Source organism: Kitasatospora sp. NPDC085879, from assembly GCF_040686255.1.
Classification (GTDB): domain Bacteria; phylum Actinomycetota; class Actinomycetes; order Streptomycetales; family Streptomycetaceae; genus Kitasatospora.
This window is the reverse complement of the sequence record NZ_JBFBJZ010000004.1, coordinates 53,103-73,477: the sequence shown is the minus strand read 5'-3', so window position 1 is coordinate 73,477 and position 20,375 is coordinate 53,103. Positions and strand designations below refer to the sequence as shown.

17 protein-coding genes are annotated in these 20,375 nt (G+C 75.2%); 7 read left to right on the top strand and 10 right to left on the bottom strand.

The window, feature by feature from the left end; genetic code table 11:
- Positions 1-171: 171 nt before the first annotated feature.
- The 3 genes from AB0P35_RS04840 to AB0P35_RS04830 all read right to left on the bottom strand — a co-directional run bounded on the left by AB0P35_RS04840 (position 172) and on the right by AB0P35_RS04830 (position 5,711).
- The gene (locus tag AB0P35_RS04840) at positions 172-2,523 is read right to left on the bottom strand and encodes a hypothetical protein (RefSeq protein ID WP_363506527.1); all 2,352 of its coding nucleotides are present in this window, start codon (positions 2,521-2,523) and stop codon (positions 172-174) included.
- Positions 2,524-2,622: 99 nt separating this feature from the next.
- On the bottom strand, positions 2,623-4,464 hold the full coding sequence (locus AB0P35_RS04835; protein WP_363506524.1) for an ATP-binding protein: 1,842 nt from the start codon (positions 4,462-4,464) through the stop codon (positions 2,623-2,625).
- A gap of 23 nt (positions 4,465-4,487) precedes the next feature.
- Positions 4,488-5,711, bottom strand: coding sequence for a helix-turn-helix domain-containing protein (locus tag AB0P35_RS04830; RefSeq protein WP_363506521.1), 1,224 nt, complete (start codon positions 5,709-5,711; stop codon positions 4,488-4,490).
- Positions 5,712-5,869: 158 nt separating this feature from the next.
- Here AB0P35_RS04830 and AB0P35_RS04825 point away from each other — a divergent pair, with 158 nt between their 5' ends.
- Both AB0P35_RS04825 and AB0P35_RS04820 read left to right on the top strand, forming a co-directional pair.
- Entirely contained in the window at positions 5,870-7,027 is a 1,158-nt protein-coding gene (locus AB0P35_RS04825; RefSeq protein WP_095874183.1) for an acyl-CoA dehydrogenase family protein, read from the top strand.
- Between the two features lie 13 nt (positions 7,028-7,040).
- Positions 7,041-8,738: a class I adenylate-forming enzyme family protein gene (locus tag AB0P35_RS04820; protein ID WP_363506518.1), complete on the top strand. Its 1,698-nt coding sequence runs from the start codon at positions 7,041-7,043 to the stop codon at positions 8,736-8,738.
- 28 nt (positions 8,739-8,766) lie between these two features.
- Here AB0P35_RS04820 and AB0P35_RS04815 read toward each other — a convergent pair whose 3' ends face one another.
- The gene (locus AB0P35_RS04815; RefSeq protein ID WP_363506515.1) at positions 8,767-9,039 is read right to left on the bottom strand and encodes a hypothetical protein; all 273 of its coding nucleotides are present in this window, start codon (positions 9,037-9,039) and stop codon (positions 8,767-8,769) included.
- 113 nt (positions 9,040-9,152) lie between these two features.
- Between AB0P35_RS04815 and AB0P35_RS04810 the strand changes: the two genes are divergently transcribed.
- Positions 9,153-9,485, top strand: a complete 333-nt coding sequence (locus AB0P35_RS04810; protein ID WP_095874180.1) for a cupin — start codon at positions 9,153-9,155, stop codon at positions 9,483-9,485.
- Positions 9,486-9,501: 16 nt separating this feature from the next.
- Here AB0P35_RS04810 and AB0P35_RS04805 read toward each other — a convergent pair whose 3' ends face one another.
- Positions 9,502-10,083 (bottom strand): TetR/AcrR family transcriptional regulator, encoded by a 582-nt coding sequence (locus AB0P35_RS04805; protein ID WP_095874179.1) that lies wholly within the window; start codon positions 10,081-10,083, stop codon positions 9,502-9,504.
- A 110-nt stretch (positions 10,084-10,193) separates the two neighbouring features.
- On the opposite strand from AB0P35_RS04805, the gene AB0P35_RS04800 reads away from it, so the two are divergent.
- From AB0P35_RS04800 to AB0P35_RS04785, 4 genes are all read left to right on the top strand, one after another.
- A complete protein-coding gene (locus AB0P35_RS04800; protein ID WP_363506511.1) occupies positions 10,194-11,768 on the top strand; it encodes an MFS transporter in 1,575 nt (524 codons plus the stop codon).
- A gap of 123 nt (positions 11,769-11,891) precedes the next feature.
- A complete protein-coding gene (gene tatA, locus AB0P35_RS04795; RefSeq protein WP_095874177.1) occupies positions 11,892-12,170 on the top strand; it encodes a Sec-independent protein translocase subunit TatA in 279 nt (92 codons plus the stop codon).
- Between the two features lie 122 nt (positions 12,171-12,292).
- Complete coding sequence (locus AB0P35_RS04790; RefSeq protein WP_363506508.1) at positions 12,293-13,561, top strand: hypothetical protein; 1,269 nt, start codon at positions 12,293-12,295, stop codon at positions 13,559-13,561.
- Positions 13,558-14,091 carry an ion channel gene (locus AB0P35_RS04785; RefSeq protein ID WP_363506505.1) on the top strand — a complete coding sequence of 178 codons (534 nt, stop codon included), beginning with the start codon at positions 13,558-13,560 and terminating at the stop codon, positions 14,089-14,091. The genes AB0P35_RS04790 and AB0P35_RS04785 overlap by 4 nt, the downstream gene beginning before the upstream one ends.
- Positions 14,092-14,121: 30 nt before the next feature.
- On the opposite strand, the gene AB0P35_RS04780 is transcribed toward AB0P35_RS04785, so the two are convergent.
- The 5 genes from AB0P35_RS04780 to AB0P35_RS04760 form a co-directional block, all read right to left on the bottom strand.
- Positions 14,122-15,654, bottom strand: a complete 1,533-nt coding sequence (locus AB0P35_RS04780; protein WP_363506502.1) for a protein kinase — start codon at positions 15,652-15,654, stop codon at positions 14,122-14,124.
- A gap of 63 nt (positions 15,655-15,717) precedes the next feature.
- Positions 15,718-17,883 (bottom strand): bifunctional polysaccharide deacetylase/glycosyltransferase family 2 protein, encoded by a 2,166-nt coding sequence (locus tag AB0P35_RS04775; RefSeq protein WP_363506499.1) that lies wholly within the window; start codon positions 17,881-17,883, stop codon positions 15,718-15,720.
- Between the two features lie 10 nt (positions 17,884-17,893).
- Positions 17,894-18,349 (bottom strand): hypothetical protein, encoded by a 456-nt coding sequence (locus AB0P35_RS04770; RefSeq protein WP_363506496.1) that lies wholly within the window; start codon positions 18,347-18,349, stop codon positions 17,894-17,896.
- A 285-nt stretch (positions 18,350-18,634) separates the two neighbouring features.
- The gene (locus AB0P35_RS04765) at positions 18,635-19,486 is read right to left on the bottom strand and encodes a hypothetical protein (RefSeq protein ID WP_363506493.1); all 852 of its coding nucleotides are present in this window, start codon (positions 19,484-19,486) and stop codon (positions 18,635-18,637) included.
- Positions 19,483-20,217 (bottom strand): RNA polymerase sigma factor, encoded by a 735-nt coding sequence (locus AB0P35_RS04760; RefSeq protein WP_363506900.1) that lies wholly within the window; start codon positions 20,215-20,217, stop codon positions 19,483-19,485. Before AB0P35_RS04760 ends, AB0P35_RS04765 begins: the two co-directional genes overlap by 4 nt.
- Positions 20,218-20,375 lie beyond the last annotated feature (158 nt).

The window sequence follows — 20,375 nt, the reverse complement described above, 5'->3', positions numbered from 1 at the left end:
CGGCCACGCTCCGATCCTGCGCCCCACCTTGCCCGATCGGACGCGCGGACGCACATGTCCGGGGCGGTGCGAACGGACCGCCGTGACCGACATCACGGACCGGCGGCCCGCCGGGCGGCTCCCGGCCGGTGGGCCGGGAGCCGCCCGGGGTCGTCGGGGGCCGCGCCCTGGTCAGAGCCCGTAGCGGCGGACGGTCTCCTCGTGCCGGGTGGTGTCGGCCCCGGCGGCCCGTGCCAGGTCGAGCCAGCTCAGCGGGTGCTCCCAGTCGGCGGTCAGCCGCTGCAGCAGCGCGTCGGCGTCCGCGGTGCCGGCGGTCGGCGGCACGCCGAGGGCGGCGTAGATGCCGGGCAGGCTGCCGTCCTCGGCGGCCGGGTCGGTGACGGCGTACTGGTCGCCGCTGTACGCCCACAGCCCGTAGCCCTCCTCGGCGAGCGCCTCGCGGAGCGCGAACCAGGCGTCCTCGCCGGGCCAGGCGCCGTCCACCCAGTGCGTGGTGTAGCCGGCCGGGTCGAGCAGGGTCAGCTGGCGGAAGACCGGGCGCCAGGTGTCCCGCTCGGACTCGTCGGCGGGGCGCTCGTTGAGCACGGCCGGGCCGAAGACCACGACGTCGCGGTGGTTGAGCGGGACGTCGTCGCCGAGCACCGGCAGGATCCGCGCGGTGGCCGGGCCGGTGCGCACCGCGGGCAGGTCGACGCTCGCCCCGTTGGCCCGGGTGGTGCGGACGGTGACCGTCTGCCACTCCTCGTCCACCGGGCCCTCGTCGGTGTCGAACCCGATGCCGATCAGCGCGCCGGTGCTGCGGACGACCGCCCAGTCCCGGTTGGCGGTCGCGGCGGTGATCAGGTGCCACAGGTCGGGCTCCTGGACGGTGCGGTGCTCCTCGGCCTCGTCGGCCTCGCCGGCGGGCAGCGCGTGCTCCAGCAGTTCCTGGTACAGCCGCTGGGCGCGGGTGTGGTCGCCGAGGCGGGTCGCCGCGGTGGCGGCCAGCCGACGGGTGTTCAGGGCCTCCGGCTCGTGTGCGAGGACGCCGTCGCAGTGCTCGCCGACCTCCTCCCAGCGGCCCTCGGCGGCGGCCCAGCGGGCCCGGATCCAGTGCGCCTCGGAGGGGTTGGCGGGCATCAGCCGGTCGGCGAGCCGGCGGACGCCCTCGCCGTCCTCCGCGTCGATCAGGACCTGGCCGAGCATGCCCGGCAGGTCCTCGTCCGACGGGTCCTCGTCCAGGCGGGCCCAGAGCAGGTCCGCGGCGGCCCGCGGGTGGCCGAGCGCGTCCAGCGCCCGGGCCCGCTGGAGCACCAGCATGGCGGCGGCCTCCGCCGACTCGGCGCTCGCCGCGGTGAAGTGGTCCAGTGCCTGCTCGAAGGTGACGCGGCGGGTGCCGAGCCACTCCGGCAGTTCGGTGGCGGGCACCGGCGCCCCGGGCAGCGGCAGGGCCTCGGCGTCGGCCCGCAGCTCGGCGAGCCGGTCGGCGACGCCGTCGGTGCGGCGCAGCTGTCCGAGCTTGCGTTCGCCGGTGGCGGCCAGGGTGAGCGCGACCGTCCGGGCGCCGCGGGCGACCGCCAGCCGGCCGGCGATCAGGAGCAGGTCCAGGCAGGGCCGGTGGGAGCCGGCGGTGTCCAGGTAGCCGACCCAGCGGGCGAGTCGGACGCCGAGCGCGGCGTCGTTGTCGAGGTCGCCGTGCGGCAGGGCGCCGGCCTCGACGAGGCTCTCCACCGCGGCCGCCCAGCGGTGCCGGATGTCGGGGAAGCGGTCGGCCTCCTCGCCGTCCGGCAGCTGCTTCAGTGCCTCCTCGGTGCGGCCGAGGGCGGCGAGTGCGACGGCCCGGCCGACGGCGAGCTTGCGCCGGTCGTCGTCGTCCAGCGTGTGGCGGGCGGTGTAGGCGCGCTCCGCGGTGTCGTACGCGGCCAGGGCGTCCTCGGGGCGGCCGAGGTTCACCAGCGCGCCGGCCCGGCTGTGCCCGAAGGCGAGCGACACCTGCTCGCCGGCCGCCTGGATCCGGGCCTGCGCACGGTCCAGGTGCGCGAGGGCGTCCGCCGGCCGGTCGTCGTCCTCCAGTGTGTCGGCGTACTCCCGTGACAGGCAGTCGAAGCAGGCGCGGGCGGGCTCGACCCGGGCCAGCGTCTCGTCCAGTACGGCGAGCCGCTCGGCCACGTAGCCCGGGCCGTCGATCCGGGCGTGGCAGATGGTGAAGTCCTGGACGGCGCAGACCGACTGGGGGCAGGAGGCGGTCTCCTCGCGGTGCGCGAACTCCAGCAGGTCGACGGCCTCGGCCATCGCGGCCTCGCCCTGGTGGCGCTTGTTCAGCAGGTTCTGCATGCGCCAGTGCCGCAGGAACACCTCGACCCAGGGCAGGCCGAGGGCGCGGGCGGAGGCCAGCGCCTCCGGGTACATGGCGTCGAGCTGCTCGTTGCGGCCCTCGACGGCGTGCCCGGCGATCTCCACCAGCGCGGTGGCCAGCCGGTGGTGGCCCGCCTCGGCCAGCTGCTCGTGGGTGTCCCGCACCCAGGCCCAGATGTCGGTGGTCATTCGGTGAACTCCTCGCGAACGAAAGATCGGGCAACCCGCCGGGGGCGCGGGCGGTGCACTCCCGGGGACGCCGGCGGTGAACCGTCAGGGGCGCGCGGGCTACTCCCCCTGTGACCAGGTCAGTGCGGCGACCGCGGTGCCGATGCCGGTGAGTGCGGCGGTGAGGTCGCCGTTGGCGGAGCCGCCCGCCGCGGCCATGATCACCTTGAGCGAGCGGAGCAGCCCGGCGGCGGTGGCGCTGCCGGTGTGCCCGGCGCGGTAGGCGGTGAGCAGGTCCTGGACGGCCGGTGAGGCGAGGTTGAGGTAGAGCCGGGCCTTGACGGTGCCGTCGGTGCGGGCGGTGAAGGCGCGGGCGAGCCGCAGTGCCGCGAACGGGATCCGGGAGTCGGCCCGGTCGTCCTCGATGCGGGCCTTGAGTTCGGCCTCGCGGTCGGGCACCAGGACGAGCGGCAGCCCCGGCGGGTCGAAGCGGGCGGGGACGAGCTGTTCGCCGTCGTCGGCGAGGGCGGCGGTGAGCCAGGCGGTCTCCTCGGCGGCGAGCGGTTCGGCGGGGTCGCGGAAGAGTTCGCGGTTGCCGCTCTCGCTGCCGAGTTCGACGATCCGGCAGTCCTTGAGCTGGGCGTAGCGCCGCAGGAAGGGCAGGACGGCGTACCGGTCGCCGCGGGCGATCGGCACCTGCATGGCGCGGTAGAGCATCTCCTCGAAGCCGCCGGTGCTGCCGAGGGCGACGTGCAGGGCGCCGCGGCCGGCGGCGCGCAGGGCGCCGGCGGTGAGGTCGCCCTGGGAGGTGGGGACGGGGACGTCGTCGGCGAGCAGGGTGAGGAGGCGGTCGTCGCAGAGGGCGGCGCCGAGCAGGTCCTGGCCGTGTCGGGCGAGGATGCGGCGCCAGGCGGCGGGGTGCAGGCGGGCGGTCTCGTAGAGGCCGTCGACGACGGCGTCGGCGAGGGCCTTCTGGAGGGCGCGGTAGTGCTCGTCGCGCTGGAGGTCCTCGCGGCTGGCGGTGGGGGTGAGCCGGCTGGACTCGACGACGCCGCCGATGAATCCGGCCCAGCCGGGCAGCAGGTCGCGGGCGTCGTCGGCGAGGAGCATGCCGCGCAGGTAGACGGCGAGGTCGCGGTTGTCGGTGGAGCCGTAGGTGCCGCCGTCCTGGACCCAGAGCAGGCCGACGGCGTCGGTGGTGCCCTCGACGGGGGTGACGGGGAAGGCGGTGAGCGGTTCGAAGCGGCGGCCGAAGGCGGAGGCGAACGCCATCCGGGCGGTGTGCGGGTCGCCGTCGACGTTCTGCCGCCAGGGCACCGGGACGTCGTTGACGGGGTGTTCGTCGTCGCCGACGTACACCGGGATCGGCAGCAGCACGCAGTAGCGGCCGAGGACCTCGCGCAGGGCGTCCTCGTCGGCGAGGTGGCCGTGCTCGGCCTTGAGGAGGAGTTCGACGGCGGTGCCGGGGGCGGGCCGGGGGTCGACGGGGTCGACGCCGTACTGCTCGCCGCCGCGGCTGCGGTAGCGGTGGCCGAGTCCGGGTTCGCGGTGCGAGGTGGTGGTGACGGTGACCTCGTCGGCGACCGAGAAGGCGGAGAGGAAGCCGAGTCCGAAGGCCCCGATGAGGTCCTGGTTGCCGGTCAGGTCGCGCAGCATCCGGGTGTAGCCGGTGCCGACGGTGGCGAGGTAGGCGTGGATCTCGGGTTCGGTGAGGCCGGCGCCGGTGTCCTCGATGACGACGGTGCGCCGTGCGGCGTCGCCGCGGACCCGGATGAGCGGCGCGTCGGCGCACTCCGGGTCCTCCAGGCGGCGGCGGGTGTGCGAGTCGTGGGCGTTCTGGACGAGTTCGCGCAGGGCGACCAGCGGGGTGGAGTACAGATGGGTGGCGAGGACGCTCACCAGCCCGCCGAGGTCGACCTCGGTCGTGCGCAGATTCTCGCCGGGCGGCAGACCTTGGGACATGAGCCCGGATTCTGCCAGTACGACTATCCGCCGACCAGCTCTTTTCCCGAGAACGGCCGGGGTGCCGCGGGCAGGCCGAGCACGGCGCGGGCGGCGGGTTCCAACAGGCCGGCGGCGGGCCCGGTGCCGCCGGGGCGGTGCCGGACACCGTCGTTGACGACGGCGAACATGGCGTGGACGCGGATCCTGGCCTCGGCGGTGTCGTAGTCGGGCCGGACCTGCTGGAGCAGGCCGACCCAGACCCGCAGGAAGTCCCGGCGGAAGTCGACGGCGGCCCGCCGGTCGGGCGGGTCGAGCCGCTCGGTCTCGCTGAGCATCACGCCGAGGTAGTGGCTGTTGCGGCGGGCGAAGCCGAGGTAGGCGTGCAGGCCGGACTCCAGCGCCCCGGCCGGTCCGCCGCCTGCGGCGATCGCCCCTTCGACCTCGTGCCAGAGCCGTTCGCGGCTGCGGACGGTGGCGGCGGCGAGCAGGTCGGCCTTGGTGGCGAAGTGCTTGTAGACGCTGGGCCCGGAGATGCCGGCGGCGGCGCCGATCCGGTCGGTGGAGACGTTGTCGAAGCCCCGCTCGTGGAACAGCCGGACGGCGGCCTGGAGCAGCGCCTCGCGGCGCGACCCGTCGGCCGGCGACGGTGCGGGCGCGGCGGCGGGCAGGCCGCTCGGCGGGATCGGCTCGACGGCGAGCAGCTCGGCGCCGATCCGCCGCAGCAGGTTCTCGAACCACCGCCGGGGCGGCGCGAAGGTGTGGTACGAGAGGCTGCCGTAGCCGGAGAGCAGCGACCAGCAGAGGAACTCGGCCTGCCCGTCGGTGAGTTCGGTGCGGGCAGCCGCCAGTGCATCCGTCATCCGGCGGACGTCGGCCCGCAGCCGGCGGCGCAGCGCGGCGCGCTGGGCGGGTGGCAGCAGCCGGGCGTCGCGATGCCAGAGGGTGCCGAGGGTGCGGTGGTCGACGGCGGCCGCGGCGAGGGCGGTGCACAGGTCGGCGGTCCCGCCGGTGCCGGCCCGGACGGCGGTGTGCAGGGCGTCCAGGTCGGCGGTGACGGCGCGCAGCAGCAATTCCGGCTTGCTGCGGAAGTGGCGGTAGAGGGCGGGTGCGGTGATGCCCACCTCGGCGGCGAGTTCGGCCATGGAGACCTGGTGGTAGCCGCGCCGGTGGAACTGTCCGGCCGCGGCGGCCAGGATCTGTGCCTTGCGTCCGGGCGGCCTGCGTACGACACGCCCGCCCGCGGCCGGCCCGCGCTCCGCTGCCACCTGTGCCCTCCGCCCGTCCGGTGATCGGCGCCAGGGTAGCAAGGATTCACTTATCCCGTCCGTGACCTGCATGGAAAAGCCGCGCGGATGCTTTACACCCGGGGCTACCGGCGATTAACTTGTCTGGCGATCAGCCGCCGAACGAAGGGAGCGCCGCCGTGCGCCGGACGGTGTTCAACGAGGACCACGAGGCGTTCCGGGCGACCATCCGGGACTTCATCGCCAAGGAGGTCGTCCCGGTCTACGAGAGCTGGGAGGCGGCCGGTCACCCGCCGCGCGACTTCTACCGCAAGCTCGGCGCGCTCGGCGTGTACGGCATCGAGGTGCCGGAGGAGTACGGCGGCGCGGGCGAGAGCGGCTTCAAGTACCAGGCGGTCGTCACCGAGGAGGTCGCCCGGGCGGGTGTCAGCTTCGGCTCGTCGGGGGTGCACACCGGCCTGGTGCTGCCGTACCTGCTGGAGTACGCGAACGAGGAGCAGAAGCAGCGCTGGCTGCCCGGCTTCGTCTCCGGCGACATCATGACGGCGATCGCGATGACCGAGCCGGGCGCCGGCTCCGACCTGGCGGGCATCTCGACCACCGCGAAGCTCTCCGAGGACGGCACCCACTACGTCCTGAACGGCGCGAAGACCTTCATCACCGGCGGTGTGCTGGCGGACCTCGTCCTGGTGGTGGCCCGCACCGCCCCGTACGACCCGGCGAACCGCCGGGCCGGCCTGTCGATCCTCTGCGTGGACACGAAGTCCGAGGGCTACGCGGTCGGCCGCAAGCTGCAGAAGATCGGTCTGCGCACCTCGGACACCGCCGAGCTGTCCTTCACCGACGTGAAGGTGCCGGTGGAGGACCTGCTGGGCGAGGAGGGCAGGGCCTTCTCGTACCTCACCCACAACCTGGTGCAGGAGCGGCTGGCGATCGCCGTCGGCGCGTACGCCGCCGCGGCCGCCGCGGTGCGCTTCGCGGTGCAGTACGTGAAGGACCGCAAGGTCTTCGGCCAGGCCGTCGCGGAGTTCCAGAACACCAAGTTCACCCTGGCCGACTGCGAGGCGCAGGTGGTGGCCCAGCAGTCGATGGTCGACCGCGCGCTGGAGCTCTACCAGCACGGCGAGCTGACGGTCGCGGACGCGGCGGCCGCCAAGCTGTTCTGCACCGAGTCGGCCTCCGACGTGATCGACAAGTGCCTCCAACTGCACGGCGGTTACGGCTACATCCTGGAGTACCCGATCGCCCGCCTCTACACCGACAACCGGGTGTTCCGGATCTACGGCGGCACCAGCGAGGTCATGAAGACCATCATCGCCAAGTCGCTGGGCCTGTGAGGTCGCCGGGCCGATGACCACCGCACCGGAGGACTCGCTCGCCGCCGTCGCCCGCGCCCACCGGTCGCTGGCCGCGCCCGGCGCGCCGTTCGAGGCGGAGCCCGGCCCGCGGGGGCCGCGGTACGTCCGCGGCCCCCGCACCCTGCGGGAGCTGTTCGACGCCACCCTCGCCCACGGCGACCGCCCGTTCCTGGTGGCCGGCGAGCGGGTCTGGACGTTCGCCGAGCACCACGCCGCCGCCTCGGCGGTCGCCCACCGCTTCCGTACGGTGTACGGGCTGCGCCCGGGCGACCGGGTGGCGATCGCGATGCGCAACCTTCCGGAGTGGCAGATCGCCTTCTGGGCCGCGCAGGCCGCGGGCCTGGTCGCCGTCCCGCTGAACGCGTGGTGGGGGGCGGAGGAGCTGGCCCGCGCGCTGGACGACTGCGCTCCGGGCCTGGTCGTCACCGACCGGGAGCGCGCCGGACGGACGGCCGACTGGGCGGCGGTGAACGGCGTGCCGCTGCTCACCGTCGGCGCGGCCGGCACGGGCGGCACAGCCGGCCCGCACGACCGGTTCGAGGACCTGCCGCTCACCGGTCTGCCGGCCCCGGAGCCGGTCGCGGGCCCGGACGACCCGGCCACCCTGATCTACACCTCGGGCACCACCGGCCGCCCCAAGGGCGTGGCGGCCAGCCACGCCAACTGGTGCGCGGGCGCGCACACCCCGCGGTTCTTCGCGGCCGGGGCGGCGCTCTGCCGGGGCGAGGCCCCGCAGGCGGCGCCGCCGCCGACCGTGCTGATGACCTTCCCGTTCTTCCACGTGGCGGCCTTCACCTCGGTCTTCCTGGCGATGGCCGCGGGCGGGACGACCGTCCTGATGCACCGCTGGGAGGCGGACGCGGCACGGGAGCTGATCGCCCGGCACCGCGTCACGATCTTCGCCGGGGTGCCCACCACCGCGCTCGGCCTGCTCGACGCAGCCGACGCAGCCGGTGATCCGCTGGCGAGCCTCACCATGGTCAGCACCGGCGGCGCGCCCGCCCCGCCCGGCCTCGCCGGGCGGATCGCCCGTACCTTCGGCGGCCGGGTGGAGGCCCGCAACGGCTACGGCCTGACCGAGACCTGCGGCGGGGTGACGGCCAACGTGGGCGCCCGCTACCTGGCCCGGCCGGAGTCGATCGGCCGGCCGTGCCCGGCGGTGGAGGTCCGGATCGCCGGCCCGGACGGCGCACCGCTGCCGGACGGCGAGATCGGCGAACTGCTGCTGCGCGGCCAGCCGGTGTTCCTCGGCTACCGCGGCGACCCGGAGGCCACCGCCGCCGCGTTCACCGCCGACGGCTGGTTCCGCACCGGGGACCTCGCGCGGCGGGCGGACGGCGAGGTGTACGTGGTGGACCGGCTGAAGGACGTGGTGATCCGCGGCGGCGAGAACGTCTACTGCGGCGAGGTCGAGGGTGTCCTGTTGAGCCATCCGGACATCGCGGACGCCGCGGTGGTCGGGGTCCCGCACCCGCTGCTGGGCGAGGAGGTCGCGGCCGTGGTGGTGGCACACGCGGGCGCGGGGCCGGACGCGGCGGAGGTCCGCGCGCACGTGGCGGCCCGGCTGGCCGCGTTCAAGGTGCCCGCCCATGTGGTGTTCCGCGCCGGGCCGCTGCCGCGCAACCCGACCGGCAAGGTCCTCAAGCAGGAGCTGCGCCAGGAGGCCGGGGCAGTGCTGCCCCGGCCCTGACGACGAGCCCCGGTCCGCGCGGCGGGGCTCAGTTGGCGGAGGCCTTGGTGCTCTCGGTGCGCCAGGCCTCCAGGCCCGCCATCGAGGCGGCCTTCGCCTGCTGCATCGCCCGCCGCGCCTGCTCGCTCGGCGGGGTCTCCATCCGGTTGACGTAGTCGCGGCCCGCCGAGGCGAGGGTCGCGCACACGATCGCCGTGCCGGCCAGCGAGAGCACGGCGCCGATGCCGGTGAGCACCACTCCGGTGCCGAGCATGGTGCGGTTGACGCGGAATCCGTTGGTGAATTTCTGGTTGGTCGCCATGCCTCCACGATCGGGCCGGTCCGGGCGGGCCGCACGCCGAGCGGGTGCGGGTGCGGCCGGATGCCTGAGGGGTGTCTCATGGTTCGGGGTGTCGAGTCCGCAAGGAGGCCGCGATGACCGAACCCGTCCGCGTCGACATCGACGCGCTCGCCGACCAGCACGCCGCGCTCGCCGCCGAGCACCCGCACGGGCGCAGCGCCCATCTGGTGCTGCACGACGGCGTGCTGCGGCAGACCGTGATCGCCCTGACGGCGGGTAGTTCGCTGGACGAGCACAACGCCCCGGTCGCGGCCAGCCTCCTGGTGCTGCGCGGCCGGGTGTCGCTGACCGTGGCGGGCCGGCGCCGGGAGGCGGTGGCCGGCGAGCTGCACGGCATCCCGCAGGAGCGGCACGGTCTGCTCGCGCACGAGGACTCGGTCGTGCTGCTGACCGTCGTCACCGCCTGACGGCGGCCGTCGGCGGTCAGGCGCCGGGCAGCACCTCGGCGCCGACCAGCCGCAGGCCCTGGAGGAACTCGCGTCCGTCCGGGGCGATGTCGGGCGCGACCAGCCACTGGGTGGCGAGCCCGGCGAGCAGCGCCTGGTAGAAGGCGCCGCGGGCCAGCTCCTCCGGGGTGTCGGGCACCTCCGGCACGCCCTGGAACATCGCGGACAGCCCGAGCCGGGCCTCCTTCTGCGCGCCGCCGAGCACCTCGCGCAGTTCGGGCGACTGCTCCATCCGGGCAAGGATCTCGATCTGCACCGCCCACAGGCCGCGGTGCTCGGCGAAGCTCTCCAGGACCTTGTCCCAGGCGGCGACGAAGCGTTCCTGAGGGTCCGTCTCCCCGCCGAGCGCGCTGAGCACCCGGCCGAGCTCGTCGCCCCACTCCCCCATCGCCTCCAGCATCGCCTGGGTGAGCAGGGCGTCCTTGGAGCCGTAGTGGTAGCCGATGGCGGCCAGGCTGACGCCCGCGGCGGAGGCGATGTCCCGGGCGGTGGTGCGCCCGTAGCCCTTCTCCAGGAGGCAGCGCTTGGCGCCGGCCAGCAGGTCCTCGCGATTTCCCATGCGCCCGATGCTACCGCCGATCTGGACGAACGTCTTGCACGGATGACTGACACGATTGATTTAGACGCTTGTACTAGACAAGCGTTTCATACGCTCGTACAGTCACTGCCATGACCGCAACCCACGGCCGCGCCGGCCGACGCGAATGGACCGGACTCGCCGTCCTCCTGCTGCCGACTCTCGTCCTGACCATGGACATGGGCGTGCTCTTCTTCGCCGTTCCGTTCATCTCCACCGACCTGCGGCCGAGCGGCACCCAGCAGCTGTGGATCATGGACATCTACTCGTTCCTGCTGGCCGGGATGCTGATCCCGATGGGCGCCCTGGGCGACCGGATCGGCCGGCGGCGGCTGCTGATGCTGGGGGCGGCCGGGTTCGCGGCGGCCTCGCTGCTGGCCGCCCGGGCCGACGGGCCCGGCGGGCTGATCGCCGCCCGGGCGGTGCTGGGGGTGGCCGGGGCCACCGTCATGCCGTCCACGCTGGCGCTGATCCGCAACATGTTCCACGACCCCAAGCAGCGCCAGGCCGCGCTCGGGATCTGGACCGGCGCGCTGATGGGCGGCGCCACCCTCGGCCCGGTGGCCGGCGGGCTGCTGCTGGACCACTTCTGGTGGGGCTCCGCCTTCCTGGCCGCCGTCCCGGTGATGCTGCTCGTCCTTCTGACCGCGCCGGTGCTCATGCCGGAGTACCGCGCACCGCGGCAGGGCCGCTTCGACCTCCCCGGCGCCGCCCTGTCGATCGCCGCCGTGCTGCCCGCGGTGTACGGCGTCAAGACCCTCGCCGTGGACGGCTGGGCCGTCGCACCCCTCACCGCGCTGGCCGCCGGGGCGCTGGCCATGGCCGCCCTCGTCCGCCGGCTGCGCACCGCCGAGCACCCGCTGATCGACCCCGCGCTGTTCCGGATCCGCACCTTCACCGGGGCGATCACGGTCAACACCGTGGCGATGTTCGCGATGATGGGCTTCACCCTGTACACCTCGCAGTACCTGCAGCTGGTGAAGGGGATGAGCCCGCTGACCGCCTCCCTCTGGGCGCTGCTGCCCTCGGTCGGTGTCGCGGCGGCGGCCGGCTCGGTGGGCGCGCTGGCCGGCCGGGTCCGCCCGGCCGTCCTGATGACGGCCGGCTTCCTGACCGGGGCCGGCGGCTACGCCCTGATGGTCCTGGTGCGGCCCGACTCGCCGCTCTGGCTGCCGCTCACCGCGGCCGGCGTGATCGCGGCCGGCTCGGTCGGCACCATGACGCTCACCACCGAGATGGTCGTCTCGGCCGCGCCGCCGGAGCAGGCCGGCGCTGCCTCGGCCGCCTCGGAGACCGCGTCCGAGCTGGGCGGTTCGCTGGGCATCGCGGTGCTCGGCACGGCCGGCACCGCGGTCTACAAGGCACGCCTGGAGGAGGGACTGCCCGCCGGGGTCGCCGGGGACGCCGCCCGGGCCGCGCACGACACGCTCGGCGGAGCCGTCACCGCCGCCGCCCAGCTCGGCGGCCGGACGGGCGCGGAGCTGCTCGCGGTCGCCCGGGGCGCCTTCGCGGACGGCATGCACCTCGCCGCGGTGGCCGGTGCGGTCTTCCTGATCGGTGCCGCGCTGGTCGCCCACCGTCTGATGAAGCACCTGCCGGCCGGTCCCACCGGCGGAGCTGCGCCCGAAATGGTCCAGACCACCACCCAGGAATCACCTGCATTTTGACCGTGGTTTCCGGACCGGTGTATACGTCCGTCGCTCCGGCCAGGCATACTGGCCGGAGTCGGGCACACTCGTCCGGCGCCCAAGAAGCGACGAGAAACTCCTCGGAAGGACCGGTGGTCAGGGATGTTCCGTAACGGTCTCGAGCCCTGGCACATCCTCGTGATGGTGGCAGTGCTCGTCCTGCTGTTCGGCTCGAAGAAGCTGCCCGAGATGGCCCGCGGGCTCGGCAAGTCCATGCGCATCCTGAAGGCCGAGACCAAGGCGCTCCGCGAGGACGACGCCCCGGCCGAGGGCCAGAACACCACCGCCTCCTCGACCCCGGCCGACCAGCCGCGTCCCGCGGTGAGCCCGACCACCGTCACCACGTCGGCCGAGACCAACAAGTCGGCCACCAACGCCTGAGACCACCCCGGAGCCGCCGGTACGTCACCCGACGTACCGGCGGCTCCGGCGTTCTCGCCGACTGGCCCGACCGCCGGAGCCGGTGTCTGCTGGGACGGACGCAGCCCCTTGTGGAGGCACCGATGGCCAGCAGCACGCGGGACGACGGGCCGGACGGCCCCGCGCCCCGTCCGGCGCCCGGGCGGTGCCCGCTGCGCTCCGCCACCGCCGCCCTGCTGATCGTGCTGGCCGCGCTGCTCACCCCCCTGGCCGTGCTCGCCGCCTGGACGAAGGCGGAGATCACCGACACCGACCGGTACGTCGCGACCATGGCGCCGCTCGCCGACGACCCGGCGGTGCAGGCCGCCGTCACGAACCGGGTGACCGAGGCCGTCGTCCAGCGGCTGCCGGTCGACTCCCTGGTCTCCGACCTCGCCCCGGGCGGCGCACCCCTGCTGGACGCACTGCTGCAGCGGCTCGGCTCCGCCCTGGACAGCGGGGTCACCGGACTCGTCCACGACGGCGTGCAGCGGCTGGTGCGCAGCGATGCCTTCCCGGCGGTCTGGGACGAGCTCAACCGGAGCGCGCACGCCGCCGTCGACCGGGCGGTGACCGGTGCGGGCGGCGGCGCCGTCGAGATCCGCGGCGACACCGTCACCCTCGACCTGGCGCCGGTGATCGACCGGGCCAAGCAGGCCCTGGCCGCCGACGGCGTGGCGATCGCCTCGCGCATCCCGGAGATCCACACCTCGTACGTGCTGGTCAGGTCCGAGCAGGTGGAGCACGTGCGGACGCTGCTGCGACTGCTGTCGCTCGCGGGGTACTGGGTGGCGGTGCTCGCGGCCGCCTGCGCCGCGGGCGGGGTGCTGCTCGCGGTGCGCCGGCGGCGGGCCGCGGTGGCTGCCGCGCTGGCGGTGGCGGGCGCGGCCGGGCTGTTCGGCCTCGGGCTGACCGGCTTCCGGGCGGTCTACCTGGACCGGCTGCCCGCGGGCGTCGACCAGGACGCCGCCGCCGCGGTCTACGACACCCTGGTGCGCTACCTGCGGGACGCCGTCCGGCTGGTGGTCGTGCTCGGGGTGCTGGTCGCGCTGGGCGCCTGGCTGTCGGGGCGGGGGCGCTCGGCGGGTGCGGTGCGCGGGCTGTGGGAGGCCGGGCTGGGCGGTGTCCGGACGGCCGCGGAGCGGATGGGGCTGCGGCTCGGCCCGGTCGGGCGCTTCGTGCACCGGTTCAAGGCCGGGCTGTGCTGGGCGGCCGTCGGCGCGTCCGTCCTCGTGCTGCTGCTGTGGGACCGTCCGACGGCCCTGGTGGCGGTGTGGTTGGGCGTCGCACTGCTGGCCGTCCTCGCCGTGGTCGAGTTGTTGGACGAGCCGGGCACCGGCCCGGCGGGACCGACCGGGGAGGTGCGGCCGTGAGAGCGCGTCCGAATCTGCTGGGCCTGGTGGCCATGCTGGGTGGGCCGACGCTGATGCTGACCGCGTGGTTCCTGGTGCCGATCGGGGTGTTCGGACCGGAGCACCCGATGATCAGCTGGACGGCCTTCGGCGTGGCGCTGGTCGGCCTCGCCGCGGCGCTGCTGCACGAGATCTGGGCGGAACTGACCGAACGGCCCGGCCACCCGGCCTTTGTGATCATGGTGCTGATCTCGGCGGCACTGATCCTCTTCGCGACCACCTACCTGTCGCTGGCCAAGTCCCCGGGGACGTTCCACGGCACCGTGCAGACCCGGCTGGACGCCCTCTACTTCACCGTGATCACCATGGCGACGGTCGGCTACGGCGACATCACCCCGGTCAGCCAGGAGGCCCGGGGCGTGGTGATGCTGCAGATCCTCTACACGCTGATCTTCCTGACCGCGGGCGCCACCTCGGTCAGCCGGCGGACCCGCAACCTGGTGGGGCGCCGGCTGGGCCGCACGCCCGAGGGACGGTCGGGCCCCGAGTGAGGCCGCGCCGAGGCCGCACCGAGCCGCCGGTCAGTCCGCCTTGGCGTGCGCGGAGGCGGTGATCGCGGCGAGCCTGGTCTGCCAGGAGACGCTGGTCGCGGGCGGCAGGGCGTGTCGTTTGCCGAGGTCGCGGAGCGTCCGCTGGGCCGACTTCAGCTTGTCCTCGGCGCCCGACCAGTCATCCGCGCCCATCGCGTCGGAGGCGGCGTCGAGGGTGCGCAGCAGCGCCTCCTTGCGGTCCTTCTCCTTGACGAAATCGGTGTCGGCGATGTCGGAGCGCAGGGCTGCGAGGGCCCCCACCGGGGTGAGCCGGCCGGCGGAGGGCGAGGCCGATCCGGTGGCGCTCGGTGACGGGGTGGCCGAGGGGGTGGGGCTCGCGGGGGCCGCGGAGACCGTGGTGCTGGGGGTGGCGGCGGCCGCGGTGCCCTCACCGGCCGGGCCGCCGCTGAAGGCGAACGCCGCCACCGCGGCCACGCCGGCCAGCACGGCCGCGCCGGCGCCCGCCAGCAGCCACGGGTTGCGGCGCTCGGGCGGCGCCTCGTCCTCCCAGGCCGGTGCGGCGGGCGGCGGCATCTCCAGCGGTGGCAGCAGCGAGGTGCGCTGCTGCTCGACGTACGGCTGCTGCGGGTGCGCGGCGGGGAATGGCGGCGGTGTCGGGAAGCCGCCCGGCGGGGCGGCCACCGGCGGGAGCAGCTGGGTGGCGGCGCCGAGCAGTTCGCTGGTGCGGTCCTGGGCGGCGGCGACCGGGACGGCGGCCAGCAGCTCGGCGCGGGCGGCGGCGGCGGTCGCCGGGCGGTCCTCGGGGTTCTTGGCCAGCAGCCGCATGACGGCGACGTCCAGCGCGGGCGGGATCTCCGGGCGGTACAGCGACACGGGGGCGGGCTGCTCTGAGACGTGCTTGAAGGCGATGGCGACGGGGGTGTCGCCGGTGAACGGGGGTGTGCCGGTGAGCATCTCGGCGAGCACACAGCCGACCGCGTACAGGTCGGAGCGGCCGTCCAGCGGGGCGGCGGTGGCCTGTTCGGGCGAGAGGTAGGAGGCGGTGCCGAGGACGGAGGCGCTCTGGGTGAGCTGCTGGCCGGCGGAGGCGTTGGCGCGGGCGATGCCGAAGTCCACGACCTTCACGCCGCCGTCGTCGGAGATCATGACGTTGCCGGGCTTGACGTCGCGGTGCACCAGGCTGGCGCCGTGCGCGACCTCCAGGGCCTCGCAGACCGCGGCGGCGATGCCGACCGCGCGCTCGACCGGCAGGGTGCGCTGCTCGGCGAGCAGCCGGCCGAGCGTCCGGCCCTGGACCAGCTCCATCACGATGTACGGGGAGCCCTGGTCGACGCCCGAGTCGAAGACCATGACGATCCGCGGGTGGACGAGCATGGCGGCGAGCTGGGCCTCGCGGCCGAAGCGCTCGGCGAAGCGGGGGTCGTCGGCGAGACCGCCGTTGAGCACCTTGACCGCGACCGCGCGGCCGAGCTGGTGGTCCACGGCGCGGTAGACGGTGGCCATGCCGCCGACGCCGAGTATCTCGGTCAGTTCGTAGCGGCCGTTCAGCGCGCGTCCGATCACCTGTCCGGCTCCTCTCGCTTCGGTGGTCCGGGCCTCGGCGCCCGCCTCGTGCACCTGTGCACCCTAGCGGCCCGGTGCGGCCCCGGTGGCGGGCGGCGGGACGGAGAGGCTTCCGTAGCGCTGCATCCGCTGCCAGCGCAGCCGGGATCCGGCCAGTGCGGTGCAGACCGACTGGATCACCACCAGGTACATCAGCTGCCGGTACACGAACTGCTGCAGGGGCAGCGTCCAGAGCGGGCCGAGCCTCTCGCCGTCCAGCCGGAACGCGTACGCCCCCATGGCCGCCTGCATCAGCAGGAATGCCAGCCAGAGGCCGACGATCCGGACGGGGTCGAGGAAGACCAGCCCGTAGAGCGCGAAGACGTCGACCACCGGGGCCAGCAGCGGCAGCAGCACCTGGAACATCAGCAGGTAGAGCAGGCCGCGGCGGCCGAGCTTGCCGGCCTGGCCGCGCTGGCGCAGCGCGCCGCGGTGCTTCCACATGGCCTGCAGGGTGCCGTAGCACCAGCGGTAGCGCTGCCGCCACAGGGCGCCGAGCGAGGCGGGGGCCTCCGTCCAGGCCTTGGCGCGCTCCTCGTAGACGACCCGCCAGCCGGCCCGGCACAGCGCCATGGTGAGGTCGGTGTCCTCGGCGAGGGTGGCCTCGCCGACGCCGCCGATCCGCAGCAGCGCGGAGCGGCGGAAGGCGCCGACCGCGCCGGGCACGGTGGGCATGCACTCGGCGAGGTCGAAGAGGCGGCGGTCGAGGTTGAAGCCGACCACGTACTCGATGTGCTGCCAGCGGCCGAGCAGGCCGCCGCGGTTGACCACCTTGGCGTTGCCGGAGACCGCGCCGACCCGGCGGTCGGCGAAGGGCTGGACGAGCATCCGCACGGCGTCCGGCTCGAAGACGGTGTCGCCGTCGACCATGACGACGAGCTCGGCGCGGGCGTAGCGCAGGCCGAGGTTGAGGGCGGCGGGCTTGCCGGAGTTGGGCTGGCGGAAGACCCGGACGTACGGGAGGTTCAGGGATTCGACGAGGTCGGCGGTGCCGTCGGTGGAGCCGTCGTCGACGACGATCACCTCGACCGGGTGGTCGGAGGCGAGCAGTGAGCGGACGGCGGCCTCGATGCCGGCGCTCTCGTTGTAGGCGGGGACGATCACCGACACCGGTTCGGTGATCGGCGGGCCCCAGCCGCGGGCGCGCAGCCGCTTGTGCCGGCGGGCCGCGACGAGCAGGGCGACGGCCCGCAGCACACCGATCGCGCCGGCCGCCCAGAGCAGCCACTCCAGCAGGTCGAGCACCCAGGCGCTGGCGCCGAGCACCGCGATCAGGGCGAGCCCCTGCCAGTGCTCGGTGGTGCCGGCCGGACGGACGGGGTCGGCCAGGCCGACGGCGTGCGAGACGGTCTCGAAGCGCCAGCCGGCCGCCTGCAGCCGGGGCAGCAGGGCGTCGAGGGCTGCGACGGTCTGGCTGCGGTCGCCGCCGGCGTCGTGCATCAGCACGATCTGGCCGTCGCGGCCCTGCGGGGTGCCGGCGGCGACGATCGACGCGACGCCGGGGCGGCGCCAGTCCTCGGTGTCCTGGCTGGTCAGCACGGTCAGGTAGCCCTCGCGGCCGGCCTGTCGGACGGCGTCCCAGCCGGTGTCGGTGAGCGCGTCGTTGCCGGCGGAGTACGGCGGCCGGAAGAGGGTGCTGGTGACGCCGGTGGCACCGGCGAGGGTGAGCTGGGCCTCGCGGAGTTCCAGCGTGCGGCGCCACGGGGCGGCGGTCGAGAGGTCGGCGTGGGTGAAGGTGTGCACGCCGATCTGGTGGCCCTCGGCGACGATCCGCCGGGCGAGGGCGGGCTCGGCGGCGACCTGGGTGCCGACGGTGAAGAAGGTGGCGTGCACGCCGTGGCGGCGGAGCACGTCGAGGATCTCCGGGGTCCAGCGCGGGTCGGGGCCGTCGTCGAAGGTGAGGGCGATCGTGCCGGCGGCCGGGCGGGCGGTGCGGGGTGCGCCCTCCTCGGCCGCGGCGATCACCGGGCCTCCGGTGCGGACGGCCTCGGGGACGGCTGCGGCGCTGCCGCGGTCGGGTGCGGCGCCGTCCGCGGCGTGCCCGTACATGTGCCGGGTGTAGCCCTGCAGCAGCAGGGCGGCGGCCAGGGTGAGGACGAGCACGGTCAGCAGCAGCCAGTGGGTGCGCAGCGGTGTCTGCCGGACGGCGGCGCGGCGGCCGCCCCTGCGCGGGCGGGTGGCGGTGGTCACGGGGCGGCGCTCACGGGGTCTTGGTGGGCTTGCGGCCGGGCTGGGCGGTCGGCCGGCCGTGGCCCTGGCCGGTAGCGGTGGGGCCCGGTGTGGCGGTGGGGCCTGCGGTGGCGGGTGGGGCGGTGGTCGGACGGGCGGCCGGCGGTGTGACCGCTTCGCGGGGGACGGTCGCCGTCCCGGCGGGGCGGACCGCGGGGGCGGCGGTGGCTGCGGCAGGCGGTGCGGCGGGTGCGGTGGCGGCCGGGTCCGCGGTGTGCGCGGGCAGCGCGGGCAGGAACGGCGCGTCCAGGGTCGGGCCGCCGACCAGGCTGGACGCCAGCAGACCGAGGTAGCCGGCGGCGGGCACGGTGAGCAGCCAGCCGGCCCGGCGGACGAGGCGTCGGCGGCGGCCGCTGGCGTCGACGAACACCGGGGCGCCGGTCGGCGGCGCCGTCACGCGGGGGATCCGCAGGGTGTCGTCGGTCATGGGGAACTCCTGTCGTGGCCCCGGGGCCGGGCGGGCGGTGGACACGGGGGAATCCACCGCCCGCCCGGGGCTCCGTGGCGCCCGCCGAGGGACGGATCCGGACGGGCGGATCCGGACGGGCGCAAGGACCCGGGGGAGTTCCTGCGCCCGTCCGGAGCGGATCCCGGGGAGGCGGTGGGCACGGGGGAGCCCACCGACCCCCCGGAGTCTTCGGGGTGGTGCGGGTCACCGGACGGCCGACGGATCCGGGGGGGGTGTGCCCGCCGGCCGTCCGGAGCTGGGGTGTCACCTCATCGCGGCGCCGATCGGGTCGGTGCCGGCGGGGAGGGACCTGGGGGCGGTGCGGGTCGGTGTCCGCTCGGCCTTGGTCGGGGTGGGGCTGGGCGTCTGGTCCCCGTCGCCGCGGTCCGCACCGGGCGTGGTGGACGGGCTCGCCGTGGCGCCCCGGACGGACTTGCAGAACCGCTCCACCTTGGCCGCACCGCCGGCCGCCGCGAGCAGCGGTGCCATCCGGGGCTCGGCCAGCAGCTCGCGCTGCTTCTCACCGGCGGCCGAGTGGTCCGCCCAGACCTGGCAGAGCGCGGCGACCTCGGGCAGGGCGGAGGCCGGTGAGGACGGGCGGCCGGCCGACGGGGAGACGGCGCCGTCCGTCCGTCCGGCGGTGCTCGGGGAGGCGGGGTTCGCGCTCGTGGTGCCGCGGCCGGTGCGGGTGGCCGAGGCCCCGTCGGACGGGGCTGTCGCCGCGGCGGTGGGGCCGTGCCCGTGGGACGGGCTGCCGCCGAGTGCCTGCGGCAGGTTGCCGGTGCCCGCGGCGACGGCGACGCCGCCGACGGCGGTCACGGCGAACGCCGCGACGAGTGCCTTCAGCGTGAAGGTCCTCCTTCGCGCGTGGTCCGCCATGCTCGCTCTCCCGGGGTGCGGTGCAGGTGTGCGACGAGCCTCCCGGAAGGCGGCCACGGCCTGGTCCTCTCCGGGCAGTGCGCCGTCGGCCGGTGGTGCTGCCGCGGCGGCGAGCAGCCCGGCGAGGGCCGCGTGACCGGTGAGGGAGGCCGGACCGGCCTCCGAGCCGACCGCGGTGCCGCCGAGCAGCTGCTCGGCGGTGTCCCGGTCGATCCGGCGGGATCGGTTCTTGCTCATCTCATGTCCTTCAGCGTCGCGGTCCGCGCGGGTGTCACACCCTGCGCGGAATTTTTTTCGGCGGACTGCTGCCGGGGCAGGCCGGCGGCGGGTCCGCCGGTCTGTTCGAGCAGCTTGGCCAGCCTTTTCAGCCCGCGGTGGGCGGCCATCCGGACGCTGCCGGAGCGCTTGCCGAGCACCTGGGCGGCGGTCTCCGCGTCGAGCTGGAGCAGGACCCGCAGCAGGACGGCCTCGGCCTGGTCGCGGGGCAGCCGGGAGATCAGGGCGAGCGCGTCGGCGGTGGTGACGGCGGCGATGGCGCTGCGCGCGGTGTCCTCGGCGGCGGCGAGGTCGAACAGGTGCTCGACGGGCAGGTCGGCGACCGGGCGGCGGCGCTGGCGGCGCAGGTGGTCCATGGCGCGGTTGCGGGCGATGGTGGCGCACCAGCCGCGGAAGCCGTCCGAGTCGCCGCGGAAGCCGGGGAGGTCGCGGGCGATCTGCAGCCAGGTCTCGGAGGCGATGTCCTCGGCGTCCTCGGGTCTGCCGCCGACCAGGACCCTCAGGTAGCGCAGCAGGCCGGGCTGGACGGCTCTGAACAGCAGCCGGAACGCCTGCTCGTCGCCGTTCCGGGCGGCCTCGACGGTCGCGGTGAGGTCCGCCTGCCGGCCGGGCGGGTGGTCCGGGCTGGTGGTGTGGACCGCCGGGTCGCCGACGCCCGGCCCGTGGTGATCTGCACTGTGCACCCGCCCCATCATGGGCCATCCGGGTGTGCCGGGGGGCCGACGGGGCGATCTCCGCCGGCCGGGTCCGAGGACCATGGCCGGCGGGACCAATGTCCTGGCAGCAGCTGTCATTCGTCCGCGGCCGACAGAGGTGACCGGGGCATACGTTGGACAGGGTCGCGCCACCC